Annotated in this window: 7 protein-coding genes; 3 read left to right on the top strand and 4 right to left on the bottom strand. The window is 41.3% G+C overall.

All coding sequences use genetic code 11. The features are described from left to right. Positions 1–6: 6 nt before the first annotated feature. The 4 genes from K2F45_RS09225 to K2F45_RS09210 are packed head-to-tail and all read right to left on the bottom strand — an operon-like array spanning position 7 to position 8,671. Complete coding sequence (locus K2F45_RS09225; RefSeq protein ID WP_248933377.1) at positions 7–2,478, bottom strand: glycoside hydrolase family 2 TIM barrel-domain containing protein; 2,472 nt, start codon at positions 2,476–2,478, stop codon at positions 7–9. Positions 2,479–2,515: 37 nt separating this feature from the next. Continuing rightward, positions 2,516–3,961 (bottom strand): alpha-L-fucosidase, encoded by a 1,446-nt coding sequence (locus K2F45_RS09220; RefSeq protein WP_075991882.1) that lies wholly within the window; start codon positions 3,959–3,961, stop codon positions 2,516–2,518. Positions 3,962–3,985: 24 nt separating this feature from the next. Beyond that, positions 3,986–5,554 carry a RagB/SusD family nutrient uptake outer membrane protein gene (locus K2F45_RS09215; protein ID WP_248933376.1) on the bottom strand — a complete coding sequence of 523 codons (1,569 nt, stop codon included), beginning with the start codon at positions 5,552–5,554 and terminating at the stop codon, positions 3,986–3,988. A gap of 27 nt (positions 5,555–5,581) precedes the next feature. Further along, positions 5,582–8,671: a SusC/RagA family TonB-linked outer membrane protein gene (locus K2F45_RS09210; RefSeq protein ID WP_248933375.1), complete on the bottom strand. Its 3,090-nt coding sequence runs from the start codon at positions 8,669–8,671 to the stop codon at positions 5,582–5,584. A gap of 271 nt (positions 8,672–8,942) precedes the next feature. On the opposite strand from K2F45_RS09210, the gene K2F45_RS09205 reads away from it, so the two are divergent. From K2F45_RS09205 to K2F45_RS09195, 3 genes are all read left to right on the top strand, one after another. Continuing rightward, complete coding sequence (locus K2F45_RS09205) at positions 8,943–11,828, top strand: helix-turn-helix and ligand-binding sensor domain-containing protein (RefSeq protein ID WP_248933374.1); 2,886 nt, start codon at positions 8,943–8,945, stop codon at positions 11,826–11,828. Between the two features lie 265 nt (positions 11,829–12,093). Continuing rightward, positions 12,094–15,195: a SusC/RagA family TonB-linked outer membrane protein gene (locus K2F45_RS09200; RefSeq protein WP_248933373.1), complete on the top strand. Its 3,102-nt coding sequence runs from the start codon at positions 12,094–12,096 to the stop codon at positions 15,193–15,195. Positions 15,196–15,215: 20 nt separating this feature from the next. After that, positions 15,216–16,646, top strand: a complete 1,431-nt coding sequence (locus tag K2F45_RS09195; RefSeq protein WP_248933372.1) for a RagB/SusD family nutrient uptake outer membrane protein — start codon at positions 15,216–15,218, stop codon at positions 16,644–16,646. Positions 16,647–16,691: the final 45 nt, after the last annotated feature.

Raw genomic sequence — 16,691 nt, 5'->3', positions numbered from 1 at the left:
CTTGTACTATTTTTCTATTGTTAACAAGGTACTCTTTGATCCTTCCATCCTGCCTGATACCACGGCTGTTCCCGAAGGCAGTCGAAGTTTAATCAATGCACGACCATTGTAGGCCTGTACTTTTTTCGACCCCGTAGAAGTGCCTTGATCAACGATCAACTGACCATCGCCGGTTGAACCAAAATAGATCCAGTCCTTTGCATCGAGACAGGGGGTATTGGTATCGTCCACAATTTGGGCTTGCACAGTGATTACTTCGCCTTCCGCAGCAATCTGTTCGACAAGTAATTTGGCAGGTTTACCCCATTTTTTTGTCTGATATTGCTGTTCAATTTCATCCACTAGAATTTCCCGTCCGTTTTTCGCGACAGCTTTAATCTGATTGTTTCCTTCGTTCAGTTTCACCATCCAGCGCAAACCTGCCGCTGGAAAATCTTGGCTATTCCTTTTCTTTAATCCTTGACTTTCTCCATTGACAAAAAGCTCAACCTCACTGGCATTGGAATATACCTTTATCATTTTCGACTCCTCTTTTTCACCCCAACGGATCGGCCAAGTATGGCCATAAATATGCAGCATTGGTTTCGCTGTCCAATACGACTGGAATACGTAGTACGATTCTTTTTTGGTAAAATCCCGTTCAACAACACCCTTCTGATTGACATAAGGCACAGGATTGTCTGGCCGTACCGGAGTTGAAAAATCTTTAAATGGCCAATAGGCTGTTCCCGTGAGCCAAGGTATTGTTTCTTGTTCCTTTAAGTGCCAATCGATGAGATTACAGATGTAGCTTTCACTCCAATCGCCATCTTTAGAAACCCGTGCTGCACCACCAATGAGCGACGCATCGCCTGCCCGTTCATCTGTTGTGCCATCACCTTTGATTTTAGCTAAAGCGCGATCAGGGTCTTCTGCATGTCGTCTTGCATGACTATCCCCGCCCCACTCCACATGAAGGAAATGTTTTACCTTTTTCATTTCTTCTTCGGACGCTGTTTTATAGTCGGTATAAACACCTCTATACCAACCCGCCCAAATAGAAGGCGAATAAACATCAACAATATCTTTACAGAAATCACAACGTCGTATTGCTGTTTTCCGACTCGGGTCCAATTGATGAGCTAAATCATTGAGTTCACTCATATAAGCCCTTATCTTTGCCTGATCAAACTCCGTAAAATCACCGGGCCAATCATTTTCATTACCAAGCCCCCAGATAATGACCGACGGATGATTATAATGCTGTTCAATCATATTGGTTAACATCCGTTTTCCCTGAAGTTGATAGACCTCCCCACCTAATCCACCTCTGCACCATGGAATCTCTTCCCAAACCAAAATGCCTAGACTATCACAGGCCTCAAGCACTTTACGACTCTGCTGATAATGTCCCAAGCGTATAAAGTTTACGCCCATCTCTTTCATCAGGGTCATCTCTTGTAGAATCTGATCATCAGTCATTGCTGCAGCAACGCCGGCATGGTCTTCATGACGATGGGTACCACGAAGCAAAAGCCTTTTCCCGTTCAGCAGAAAAGGACCTTTTTCTTTAAACGCTACATGTCTAAAGCCAAAGACACTCTCTTCTTTAAATACTTGTCCATTGCTTTTGATTGTCGTAACTAAACGGTATAAAGCCGGTTGATCAGGACTCCAAAGCTGTGGCTTCTTGACCAGGAATTGTCCAAATTCAAGATTCAACGTCCCCCTATTTACCTGTGGTTGCTGGGTTTGCACGATTTTTCCAGCGGGGTCATAGAGCTGCGTTTCGACTTCAAAATTTGTCTGAGCCGAAAATGGCATCAACCGTCCGCGGACGTTGACCACTCCCTGCTTACCATCGGCCCCTACCGACGCCTCAACAAACACACGCTCCAAAGCTGTCTGCGGAACATATTTGAGGTTTAGATGTCTGTAAATACCTCCATAGACGTTAAAATCAGACAGATCAGAAGGGATCATTTCGAGATCACGTGAATTATCCACACGAATTGAAAGCGGTATTTTGCCCTTAAACTGTTTTTTAAAAGCAGCTGTTTTTTTAAACTTTTCAACGGCATCTGTAATGTCCACAGTCCATTCGTCGTATCCGCCAACGTGCTCCCCAACTTTAATTGTATGGATATAAACAGCTGTCTTTTGTCCGGCTCCTTCAAAATGAAGAAGGGTGTGACCATTTAAATAGGGGTTATCGATCTCCAGCGATTTTCTGTACCAGCTTGGTCCCTGATAATAATTGATAGCTGGATCAACAGCGTCCAGCGCATTATAACAGTGCGGCAGATTTATCTGCTCCCAAAGTGGAACAGACTCGGGATTACCGGCTCCCACCGGTCTTACAGCTTCCCAGATTCCCCCCAGATCGCTCTTTAAGAAATCCCAGCCTTGATCAATCCGCTTAACTTCCTGAGCGTGGAGCTGAGCAACTCCAAAAGTCAACAACAACGCAACTATTTTATTCAATCTACTTTTCTTCATTATGCTATTTTAGTATCTGCTTTTCATCTTATTGGCCTTACTCGTCCAAAGCTCCAGTTTTCATGTTCTTTGCTCGGGGCCCTTTTTCGCGCTTAAATTTGCCAGCCACTTCGATCTTAATCACTGTAGCAACAGCATCAATGGGCTGCTCAGGCACGGCAATCTGAATACCATTGGCATTCGATTTTACCTTTAACACTTGATTATTGGCTAAAAGACTAGCTTTTAAAACTTTATTTTCAATCGGAAGTTCGACTATGCCATTTTTTGGCCAGTCAAATACAGAGACATACAAATAAGTCCGCTTTCCATCTTCCTTCATGGTACATCTCCCCCATTCAAATGGCTGTAAAGGACTACTCTTGGTCGCGTAGACTGCTTCACTATTGGCTTTCATCCATTTGCCAATTACAGCCAAACGTTCTATACTCTCCTGTGGAAAGGATCCATCGGGTTTTGGACCAACGTTCAACAAGTAATTTCCACCTTTGGAAGCAATATCAACGAGATTGCGGATCAAGGTTTCGGCAGACTTCCATTTATGATCTGATGTGCGGTAGCCCCAAGTGCCATTCATGGTCATACAAGTTTCCCAATGTTTGCCTTCGAGTTCACTCCAATCTGGAATTTTTTGCTCCGGCGTTTTGGTATCGCCGGGGAAATTAGGCCGTTTCAATCGATCATTTGTGATAATATTGGGTTGTAATGCCAATTGGTCCTGAAGCATATTTGCGGCTTCGTCGGTCATATTGGTTGGTGTATCCCACCATAGCACAGCAATATCCCCATAGTTACTCAACAATTCTTTGACCTGAGGCACAGATACGTTTTTGATATAGTCACTAAAACTCGCTGTTTCTTGTTTGGGATCCCAATGGCCATGATGTGCTAGTGTGTAATCATCTATGCGGGTTGAATCTGGATTAGGCCAGCCTTCTCGCATTAATTTACGAGCAGCCGATCCACCAGGGTTATTCCAATCCTGTGCCTGTGAGTAATAAAAGCCAAGTTTCAGGCCATATTTTCGGCAGGCTTCGGCCAAAGGTTTCAAAACATCTTTACCGTAGGGCGTCGCATCCACCATATTCCACTTACTCGCTGTTGTTTCAAAGAGCGCAAAACCATCGTGGTGTTTGGCCGTGATAATCAAATATTTCATCCCGGCATCTTTCGCCATGCGTACCCATTCGTCTGCATTATACTGCGTGGGGTTAAATTGCTTTGCCATCGCCTGATATTCATCAACCGGAATTTTAGAGCGGTTCATAATCCATTCTGCTCCACCACGTGCCTGTTCGTGCCCCTTATAAACGCCGCCAAACTGCGCATATACTCCCCAATGGATAAACATGCCAAACCGGGCTTCCTCCCACCATTTCATGCGTACACTATCGGGCAAGCGGTTCACTTGCCCAGTCAATGATCCCCTACCTATCACCATGATGAGGACAATTGACAAGAACATATTATATATAGCTTTCATACCTGAATTTTTCTTTTTCTTAATTTAGAAACCTGGTGTTTGCTTAAAATTGTCATTGCCTAAACTTTTGGCCATATCTACCTCAGATTGAGGTACTGGCCATAAGGTATCTCTTGCCATGAATAACCGTGAAGCTCCATCGGGATCCTTGGTTTTATCCATCACCTCTTTGATCATCCCCCAGCGTTTCAAGTCAAAATAACGTTGCCCTTCCAAAGCCAATTCAATCCTCCGTTCATGACGGATAATATCGCGGAATTCATTTTTTGTCAAGGAACCGCTAAACTCTAAGAGCGGCATTTTCACATCAGCCCTGGATCTTACCTTATTCAACGCGTCTACAGCTGTCTGATCAGGCCCGGCACTTTCATTTTTCGCTTCTGCGTACATCAATAAAATATCTGCATAACGTAAGAATACCCAATCCTGATCACTTTGTGTCGCGTAACTGGTTGGCCATTTCGATTCGTTGATATATTTTCTCGGTAAAAAACCACCCAAAACCCCTTCGGCAACCGGATCAAAAGCTGAAGATGTAGTGGTACCTCTCCATACACCGCGGTACATGATTGTCGACTTCAACCGTGGATCTCTATTTTCGTAAGGATTTTTAGCATCGTAAACCGTCGATTCCTTAATATCTTTTCCATCGATGGCATAATAAGAATCCACCAGATACCCCAACGGTTGTATTGTCTTCAGATAAGAATACATCATATCTGCTGGGCTATACATATTGGGCGGTAAAAATCGAGCGGAGAACATGATTTCGGGATTGTTATTTTGTCCAGGTTTTCGGAACAGATCACGGTAACCACCCTGATAGATCGAAAACTTGTTTTCATCCATAACAATCTTCGCTGTTGCCGCTGCCTCGGCCCATTTTTTTGAAGTCAACAACACCTTTGTTTTGTAGCCTAATGCAGCTCCCCTCACAGCATGCCCCTTATATCCTGTATTTGGCAGTTTTTCACTCGCGTAATCTAAATCTGCTAAAATCGCTTCGATAACGTTGGTTTTAGGTGTTCTACCCAACCGAATACTCGCATCGTCCATACCTAGGGGTTCTAAAGTCAATGGCACATCACCGTACAGATTGGTCAACAAAAAGTAGTAATGGGCCCGGATAAAACGAGCCTCTGCTTTATATCGGTCACGGTCCTGCTGGCTCATGCTTGTAATGCGGTCAATATTGGCAATCAATTTATTACATGCAGCAATGGCCTGATACGAAATCTCATACCCCTCAGATTGCATTCCGCCTGTTGTCGAGGAGATTCCAGATCGCGAAATAATATTGAAGTTATTGGAGGTACTGGACACAAAGGCATCGTCTGAAAGCCCATCCCAAAACATACTTGCTCCACCCCAACCACCGCGTGCATTGGATGAAGACGTCGAATTGTATCCTCGGCAAAGAAATTCATAACAGCCCGATAGTGCCAAATCAGCATCAGTCTGCGTTTTCCAAAAGGTTGATTCCGAAATTTTATCCGTTGGGTTTTTATTTAAAAAATCTTTTGTACAACTACCTAGTGAAGCTAGGGCAGCTAAGCTTAGGTATAGATATGTTTTTTTTACACTATTTTTCATCTTTAATTTTTTTTAGTTACCACTAGATTAGAATGTGATGCTCGCTCCAAATGCGAATACTTTATTCTGAGGATGAGTCACATAACGCCCTGAAGTTGCACCACCGCTTGATGAAACGCCACGTTCGGGATCTAAACCGGGGAACTTGGAGAATGTGACCAGGTTATCCGCCGCAAAATAGATGCGAAGGCCAGAAATACCAGCTTTGGACAAGGTGCTCTGTGGAATAGAATAGCCTACCTGAATATTTTTAAGACGCAGGAACGATCCATCTTTTAAAAAGAAAGTCGATGCAGTCCGTACGTTATTTGCGGCAGGGGTATTTTCAGCACCAACTATTGGAAGCGATGCATTGGGGTTTTCTGGAGTCCAAGCGTCCATCCAGTCGCGGGTGAACGTACCACCTTGCCTGAAAGGAACTATTCCCCACTCACTTACAAATATTTTTTGTCCCTGAGAACCGAAGAAAAAGGCTGTAAAATCAAAATTCTTCCAAACAGCCGTCGCATTAAAGGAATAATCGAAATCTGGATAAGCGCCCGGCACGACAATACGATCATTATTGTCCACAACTTTATCGCCATTTACATCGGCAAATTTCAGATAACCCGGTTGTGCTGGAATCTGTTGCACCGAAGAGGCTGCCACCTCTTCCTTCGAACGGAATATCCCCGTGTTCTCCAAAAGATAAAAACTACCATAAGGTAAACCTTCCCGGATAATGGTATTGCCCGAGATACGTTCGGCTCCATATTTCATCACCTTATTGCGATTGGCCTGAATATTTCCATTGAGGGTCAGCGATACCTCTCCAATTTTATCACGGTACTGAAGACCGAGCTCTATACCTCTGTTACGCAATTCACCATAATTTACGGTCGGTGCAGTCAGCCCAATATAAGAAGGGAAAGCCGTAGATGCGGATAAAATATCTGATGTTACTTTGTTATACCAATCGAAAGAAGCGGTCAATTTGTTGTTCCATAGCCCGAAGTCCACACCAAAATCCAGGACTTTGGTACTCTCCCATTTGATCCTGTCATTAGCCATGGCTACCTGGCGAGCCCCCTGTTGGAGTGTTTCATCAAAAGGATAAGCAAAAGAAGAATTGTAAACAATCTGATAAGGATAGTTACCAATATTCTGATTACCCAGTGTTCCAATAGAGGCTCTTAATTTTAGTTCATTAACAACTTCTTTCAATTTAGGCCCATAAAACGTCTCGTCTGAAACTTTCCAACCTCCGGATAATGAAGGGAAAAATGCCCATTTTCTATTTTCAGGAAAACGTGAAGAGGCGTCGTAACGCGCATTACCTTCCAGTAGATACTTGCCTTTGTAGTCATAGTTTAATCGACCATAGTAAGACCTTAATGCCCATTCATTGGTTACACCGCTATTAGACTGTTGGCCAGCTCCGCCACCATCAAGCTCAAGCAAATCATTGTTGGGAAATTGCAACCTACTTCCGAACAATTTTTGTGTTTTATTATATTCTGCCTGGGTTCCTGCCAGTACTTTCATGTTATGATTTCCAAAAGACTTATCGTAAGTCAATTGTGTATAGCCCACCGGGTACACATTGTTGTCGTCCGTTACTTCTAGCCCTTGACCACCCACATCAAGTTGTCTGGCGGGTAGATCATCGGGTTTGGCGAACCACATGTATTGATTAATCACAGGTTTGTTGGTATAGTTTTTTGTAAAGCCATAGGTCAACCCGCCGCTAGTCTTCCAATCCAGCCCATCCAATATTTTCACATTTAAAAAAATATTGCCTTGCATAAAATAATTGTTCAGTCTTGTAAATGCATTTTCAGCAACTGCAACAGGGTTTTTATTTGGAGACTGAAAAGGATATGCCCTGGACGTATAACGACCACTACCATCTGGTAATACAGGTCCATAAAGTGGTGATTGACTAATGGTAGACAAAAACTGATCTTCACTACCATTTCTAGGGTATTTCCGATCGCCATAATTCAAGGTAATGCTTGAACCAAAACTTATCCGTTCATTGATTTTAGAGCCTAGGTTAAGCTGTAGATTATACTTTTTAAAAGAAGTCCCGATCATAATATCAGGCTGATTGACGTAGCCCAAAATAACGTTGTAATTTGTTCCTCCGGCACCACCGCTTAAGCTTAAATTGTGCGTCTGTACCGGGACTGTTCTAAAGACAGCATCCAACCAGTTAAAATCGGGATATAATTTTTTATCTGTTGCATTTTTGTAGGCATCAATCATCTCCTGGCTAAAAGAAGCATTTGGATTTGTGACACCGGAGTTTTTATTTGCCTGATTATACAGGTTCATATAATCGACGGAATTATACACGAGGTCTGGAAGAGCTGAGGCTTTGGTAATTCCGACATTATAATCGTAGCTCAGTTGTGTTTTTCCAGCTTTACCCTGTTTTGTCGTTACGAGAATAACACCATTTGCTGCTCTTGCCCCATAGATAGCAGCCGATGCAGCATCTTTTAATACAGTGATATTCTCGATTGCTTGAGGATTTAAATTTTCCAAACTCCCGGGGATACCATCTACGATAACCAGTGGAGCGGAAGAGGCGCCGTAGGAACCCAATCCCCTTACTTGGAGATTCACATTTTCATTCCCTGCTTCTCCTGATCCTTGCGTAACACGAAGGCCGGGCATGCGACCTTGAAGTAATTGTGTTGGATTTGTAGCGATACGTTTGTTAAGCACCTTTCCATCGACAGCGGCAACAGCACCGGTTAAATTACTTTTTTTCTGGGTACCATAGCCTACGACAACCACTTCATCAATCAGGCTACTGGACTCCTGGAGAACGAGATTAATGTGATCTTTCTTATTGACCTGGACTTCAGCCTTCTCTTTGCCTACAAGCGAAAATATCAGGACATCAATATCTCGCGCAAGAATTTGATAATTGCCGGCCCCATCGGTTACAGTGCCGTTTTTCACCCCCTTTATCTGTACTGTAACCCCCGCAAGAGGCTCGCCTGTTGAGGAGCTTACTTTTCCAGATATCTTTATTTGCGATTGGGCAAGCACCACTGGTGCAGACATGCTCATCAACGAAAATAAAAGTAACCCCTTCCCTACCGTTTTGGTTATCGGTGTTATCATAGTTGTTTTGGTTTATTTGGTTATTTAACGAAGTAAATGAACTCAAATATCAAAAATCGTTCACAGCAAAAGGAGTATTTTTTGTTCAAATAGGTGGAATAAATAGCTTCATTCCTGATTTTCAACACGATTAAATGGTTCCATCGGTTCAGCTCCAAAATAAGAAGGCGATCTGTCGGAGCTCCCAGAACTCCGTACGCCGAGGGAGATTATCAATTCTGCGATAAAATCGATATATTGTCCCCAAAATCAGTTTAAAGTGAGGGAGTCGATGATAACAAAAAAATATAGTAACATCTATATCTTTTGGTTTTGCAGCATTTTATTTTTTTTAATGCACCCTGGCTATTGCCAGACAATCATACCTACAGGAACACCTTTTGTAAAACAATACAAAAAAGACCAATACAAGGCTGGAAATCAGAACTGGTCTTTGGCAGTCGATAAAGATGGTCGCATTTACAGTGCAAATACCGAGGGGCTGTTACAATTTGATGGACAATACTGGCGTATCTTTCCGCTGCCAAATCATTCAACAGTCCGAAGTGTTGCGATTGGTAAAGACGGAAAAATTTATACAGGCGGAAGAGGTGAATTTGGCTATTGGACTTCCAAACCTTTCGGAAACTTGACCTATCATAGTCTCTGTAAACTTGTGCAGGACAAGACCTATTTTCCAAACGAAGAAATCTGGAAAATCATTGTTGAGGACCAACGGGTATTTTTTCATACATTTTCCAAATCTTATATTTGGGAAAACAATCGTATACGGCAGCTAACCGCCAAAGGTGAACCCTTTTTATTTCCGCATCAGCTCGATAACAAGTTATTTTTCGAACAGCTGCCAAGTGGTCTGCATGAATTTAAACAGGATAAACTTATCCCTTTAAAAGGAAAAGATGTCTTGAAAGATAAAAATGTACTTGCCATCTTACCTTTCGACGCAACGACCTCGCTTATTGCCACTTCGCGAAACGGTCTTTACCTGATGAAAGCCGATGGTTCCATCCTACCCTGGCCTGTTCCGGCAAACCAGCTCTTGAGCCAATCACAAATCAACAATGGCTTATACCTCTATGACGGACAATACGCTTTTGGCACCATCCAAAACGGTGTTATTGTCATCAATAAAAATGGTCAGGTCATTCAGCATATCAATAAAAACAATGGTCTCCAAAACAATACCGTACTCAGTATTGTGAAGGACAATCAGAAGAATATCTGGGTGGGACTGGATAATGGTATAGACCGCATTGAAATTAACTCCCCTTTATCATTTTACACAGATTTTGTCGGAAAAATTGGGACGGTTTATACATCAATTATCTATCAGGGAAAAATCTATCTTGGAACCAATAAGGGATTATTTTCAAGTGAATGGAAAGGATTAAACAATTATAATTCATTGAATTTCTCCCAGATTCCAAATTCTAATGGTCAGGTTTGGACATTAGCGCTATTTGGTGATGAGTTGATTTGTGGACATAATGATGGAACCTTCAAATTGGTTAATGGGCGACTTGAGAAGATTTCACAGATCACTGGCGGCTGGATATTCAAGCCTATATTTGGTACGAAAAACATCCTTCAAGGCAACTATACAGGCCTTTCGAAATTCACTTTCGATGGCATTAAACTCCAGTTCGTACAGCAATTCGCGGGCGTTAAAGAACCAGTTCGATTTTTGGCGCAAAAAGATAACCATACCTTTTGGATTGGCGATTGGGGACAGATACAACTGCTCGGATTTGATGCGAATTTCCAACAGGCAAATATTTTATTTTCCTCCAAACAGGACAGTATCGCTTCAAAGAGGCAATTTACAGGGATTTATACATTAGAAAATAATCTTGTATTTGCGACGGACAGCGGATTTCTCCAGTTCGACAATATTGTAAAAAGATTCAGCTATGCCGATGAATTAAACACAGCGTTAGGCACCTATAAAAATTCAAATAAGGTCATACCGATCAATACAAACAGCTACTGGTTTATTCAGAAGACAAAAATTGCTAAAGTAGATTTTGACAGTAAGGGCAAACTTCATATTGACTCCAATCTGCTCAGTCCCTTACAGGATCGAATGATGAATAACTATGAAAACATCCTCTCTATTGAAAACCAATACTATCTCATCGGTTTAGATGATGGATTTGCGATCTATCGTCATTCCGATAAATCGCAAAAATATCGGTTGCCACTTCCACAAATAGCACAACTCGTCAACTTGACAACAGGACAGATTATTATTCCAGATTCAGCGTTTAAACTATCGTCATCGGACAATAATCTTAGAATTAGCTTTTCAAGTCCATATTATTCGTCTTCACCGATTCAATACCAATATTATCTCGAAGGTTACTCGGACAATTGGTCCGAATGGAGTGAAACTGCCTATCAAGATTTCACGAATCTACCTTATGGAAAATTTCAAATTAAAATAAGGGCGAAGGACAATATGGGCTTGGTTTCGGAAATTCAAACGTTTTCCTTTACTATTCGGTATCCATGGTACCTTTCTTGGTGGGCAAAGGTATTTTATACACTGGTGCTGATAACACTCATCTATTTAGCATATATATTTAGTCTTCAGCGGGAGCGTAAGCGTCAGTTTCAAATACGGCGAAAATGGTTAGAAGAGAAAAAGATTGCCTTGGAACGCGAAACCGAGCAAAAAGAAAAGGACTGGATCAAACTTAAAAACCAGCAATTAGAAGATCAGCTTCAATTAAAAAATAAAGAACTGGCCAATGCGGCACTCAATATCGTTTACAAAAATGAGATGTTGAACAATTTACACGACGAACTTAAACAGCTTAAAGATGCTGATGGCAACAAACTGAGTTCGGATGAATTGAAAAAAATAAACAAGCTCATCGATGATGCCCATAATGACGATCGTGACTGGCATATTTTTGAAAGAAGCTTTAACGAATCTCATGAAAATTTTTTCAAGAAATTGAAACAAGAGTTTCCTGATCTTGTCCCCAATGATCTTAAACTATGTGCCTATTTAAGGCTCAATATGTCAAGTAAGGAAATTGCCTCATTACTTAACATTAGTACGCGCGGTGTCGAGATTAGACGCTATCGATTACGTAAAAAGTTAGGCATTCCCACAGACAAAAACCTCTCTGAATTCCTGATGGAACGTTAAATTCCCATCACAAACACTACATCATTACCACACACGAACTTTAGTGTATAAAACACACTAAAGCTCGTGTTATTTCGTTTAAAAATACAATCTAAAAAACTGACTATCAAAAACATAAAATACAAAAAAAGGTAAGCTGAGCAAGCTAAAATTTCATGTAGTAGTGATGTGAAAATGTTAAATTTTGGCAAAGTTGTACTACATCAACATATTTGCTTCAGGGAAATAACCAACGTATTTTAAACAAACACCAAAAATTAACGATATGAGGAATCTATCCGCATTATTTTTGACATCCATGGTCGTATCTGTTGCCTATGGACAAACTTCCATACAAGGAGTGGTCAAAGATGGCTCAAGCATGATCTCCATGCCAGGCGTCACCATCAGTATTAAAGGGAAAGCAGTAGCTACAAAAACCGATGCAACGGGGAAATTTCAAATCAACGCCTCTCCAACCGACTCATTGGTCTTTAACTTTCTGGGTTATCGCACACAAACCGTCTACATTGGCAATCAAACGCAACTCAATGTATTCTTAGAAAATCAAAACCAAGCATTAGAAGAGGTTGTGGTTATCGGTTATGGTACACAAAAGAAAGCGGATCTGACGGGATCGATCAGCTCCTTGAAATCATCTGATATCACGAAGCAACCTGCCATGTCAGCGATGCAATCCATCCAAGGTAAAGCCGCAGGTATCAATATTATTGCAAATGAAGCCCCCGGTTCCTCACCTAATGTAATTATCAGGGGCTTAGGAACGGCATTATCAGGACGGAATCCACTCTATATTGTCGACGGAATTGCACAAACAGATATTAATAATATCAATCCATCAGATATTGAATCTATGGATGTTTTGAAGGATGCATCCTCTGCATCTATTTACGGTCTTCGGGCTGCAAATGGTGTTATTATCGTGACCACGAAGAAAGGTAAAACGGGGACGACAAACATCAATTATGAAAGCTTTGCAGGTATAAAAAATGTCCTCAATCGTGTGAAAATGGCAAACGCTGACCAGTTTAGAACATTTGCAAATGAATACCTAACCTCGACCAATGGATCGTACCGTTTAGCAGAGAATCAAAAATATAATACAGATTGGTATGACGAATTATTACGTACAGGTTCTGTATTTAATAATGCCGTTAATATTTCTGGCGGAACTGATAAAGTTGATTACTTCGTATCCGCAAACAATTATACCGAAAATGGTATTCTTGATGGCTCCAAATTTGTAAGAAATACCATACGCAATAACAACGTATATAAATTTTTAAACAATCGCCTAAAGTTCAGTCAAAATTTAAATCTTACATTAACAAACGCAACGCCCAAGCCCTATAGTGCTTTCACCACGGCTTATCGTCAGTCACCGCTGGCTCCCGTGATGTTTGATAATGGCCGTTACGGTTTAGGTCGTGTAAATACAACAACTGGTGTTGCCGGTATTGAGGCAGCTCCTGGGCAAGCCATCGGAAACCTAAATTCCATTGGAAATCCAGTATATGAGGTTTTACGTCAAAATGAAAGAACAAATACGCTCCGCCTACAGGGAAGTTTTGAGGGAGAATTCAAAATAACCGATTATCTGAAAATCAATTCGCGTATTGGCGGGAATAAATTTTATTCGAAACAACGGATTTTTAATAATGTAAAAGATCAATGGTTAAATGCAAATACGTTATTGAATGAATCTGATTTCATCAAATTAAAGGAAAACAATCCAAAAGCCCTTGACTATGTAGACAATAGTCTGAAATATGAAAATCTGGAACAATTCCGTTGGTCTATCGAGAATTTCTTAACCTTCAACAAGAATTTTGACAAGCATCATATTGAGGCGGTTGTGGGGATGTCACGTGAGAAATACGACATTAACAGCATGAGCAGCCAAACGGGTTATAATGTGCCTGAACAAGAACAATACTGGAATATTAATCTTGCAAAAGGAACAACCAATTATGGTATTGTTGCGCTGCAAACGTCTTATACTCCGAGGGCCTTAGCTTCTTATTTCGGACGATTACAGTACAATTACGATAGCAAATATTATTTAACGGCAACATTGCGTAGAGATGGATCAAGTGTTTTCCGTAATACAGGAAAATATTGGGGTACCTTCCCATCGGTGGGATTAGGCTGGACGGTAACCAATGAAAGCTTTATGAAAGATGCCAGCTGGATTAATTTATTGAAAGTGCGCGGAAACTGGGGTAAATTAGGTAACCAAGATATCCCGTTAAATGTATCCACAATTTTAACAAGTCCAGAAAGTTCAAATTATAACTACGTTTTCGGTCCTGAACAGAATATGGTGTATGGTAGTGCTTATGGCACTCCTGCCGTGAATCTAACCTGGGAAGTAACCAGAGAAACAGGCGCTGGCGTAGACTTTGCATTTCTAAACAATCAGCTTTCAGGATCCATTGACTACTATCATAAGCTGAATACCAATACTATTCTTGATGTAACGCCAACTTACACTTCTCCTTCAGAGAAAAATTTCTATGCGCATGGTGCCAAAGTGCTGAATCAAGGAGTTGAAGTAGCTTTAAATTGGAACAAAAGCATTAATCCTGAATTCAGTTATACCGTCGGCGTCAATTATGCCTACAACAAAAACAAAGTAACAGAAGTGGTTCCTGCCTATGACCGTGCTACTGGAGGTAGTTTAAATAATGGGGAGATTACCAAACAACTCCGTGTCGGACAACCGATCTATGGCTGGTGGATGTTTGAAGCAAATGGTGTCTTTCAAGACGCTGAAGATGTAAAAAATTACCCATCGTTTGGCGCGGCAAAACCTGGCTATCTGAAGTACAAGGATCAAAATGAAGATGGTGTCATCGATTCCCGCGACAAGGTTTTCTTTGGATCATTTTTACCGACTTCAACATATGGTATCAATGTTGGTGTTAATTACAAAGCTATTGATTTTAATGTCTCTGGATATGGTGTTGCAGGCAATAAGGTTTACAATGGTCTAAATAGTGTTCGTTCCAATGCGGGTGAGAATATCGCGTTGTCAACTTTTGAAAATCGCTGGACTGGCGCAGGTTCAACCAATGAGCATCCTGGTGCAGAAAGAGCATATTGGGCTTCGAGTTATTTCCTTGAATCGGGCGCTTATTTCCGTATCAATAATATCACCGTAGGATACACTTTCAACAACTTATATAGCTCGAGATCTAAACTAAGATTATATGTTACTGCACAGAATCCATTTATATTTACGAATTATAGTGGTTTCTCTCCTGAACTTGCAGGCGACGGTAGTCCAAATTTAACTTCTGGTATTGAGCTTTCGGCTTATCCAACGACACGTAATTTCTTATTTGGACTTAACATGCAATTTTAATCACCTTAGTTTTGAAGACAATGAAAATTAACAAACTTTATATAGCAATTCTTCTTAGTGGGGGCATTGCATTACAAGGCTGCAAAGACAACAACTTCTTAGATGTACCTTCTAAAGAATATGTTGAAGCCGAAGACAGTGAAGAAATCTACACACCCGAGCAATTTGTCAATGGTGTATATGGAATGTTTACTGACTGGGATTATTCTTTCTCTTACATTGGTATCACGGACATGCTTTCCGATAATGCGGATAAAGGTAGTTCAGCTACAGATGCCGGTGGTGATAAACTAAGTTTAGACGAGTTGACTTACACTTCAACAACAGGTTCCTTTCTTTCCATGTGGACACGTTGGTATAAATCCATTGGGCGGGCTACGCAAGCTATTGAATACACGGAAAAATTTGGATTGACAGACGAAGCTTATAAAAACAGATTGATTGCCGAAGCCCGTTTTCTACGTGCATTGAACTACTTCTATCTTGTGCGTGGATGGGGTGATGTTCCTATTCAAGAACGTGATTTAATAAAAAGAGAACCCGCAGCTGAGGTTTACGCTTATATTGAAGCTGATTTACAATTTGCTATCGACAATCTTCCAGTCAAATCTGCTTATGCTGCAAAAGACTTAGGTAGAGCAACCAAAGGTGCTGCACAAGGATTAATGTCAAAAGTCTATTTGTATCAAAGCAAATGGCAACAAGCTGCTGATATGGCGAAAACTGTCATCACATCTGGAGGATACAGTCTCGAACCAGATTATGCAACAATTTGGCGCTTAGCGGGGGAAAATGGTCCCGAATCATTATTTGAATTTCAAGCAAGGGGTACCTCTATCGCGCATGGTATCCAACAATATAGTCAAGTACAGGCTCCTCGTGGAGGAGCGGTCAACTTAGGCTGGGGTTTTAATATCCCAAGCCAAAACTTACTGGATGCCTTCAATGCCGAAAAAGACAATATCCGTCGCGATGCAACGATTATTTTCAGAGGCGAAACCCTGTACGATGGCCGCCTTATTGACAATGGTGTAGAAAATCCCATGTATAATGAAAAAGCGTATTCGTCTGCAAATGGAGGTGCCGCTGATGGTGATAAGAACGTACGTTATCTCCGTCTAGGTGAAATTTATCTTATCCTAGCCGAAGCTGCGAATGAGGTTGGCAATAGCAGCGAAGCACTGAATGCATTGAATATGGTACGTACACGCGTAAAATTAGCCAATGTAACGACAACCGACCAAGCACAGCTCCGCCAGTTGATCTGGAAAGAAAGACGTCTTGAATTAGCTTTTGAGCATGACCGCTGGTTTGATTTAATTCGTACAAAACAGGGAAAAACTGCCATGGCAGCCAATGGAAAAACGTTCCAGGATAAAATGATGCTTTTTCCAATTCCGGAAAATCAACGTATCCAAACACCAGAAATGCCGCAAAATACCGGTTGGTAACTATATAAGTAAAATAACTCCGTTCAAACGACCATAGGTCGTTTG

The organism is Sphingobacterium siyangense (assembly GCF_023277505.1).
Taxonomy (GTDB): Bacteria; Bacteroidota; Bacteroidia; order Sphingobacteriales; family Sphingobacteriaceae; genus Sphingobacterium; species Sphingobacterium siyangense.
The sequence above is the reverse complement of the archived record's forward strand: the minus strand, read 5'-3'. Positions and strand labels throughout refer to the sequence as shown.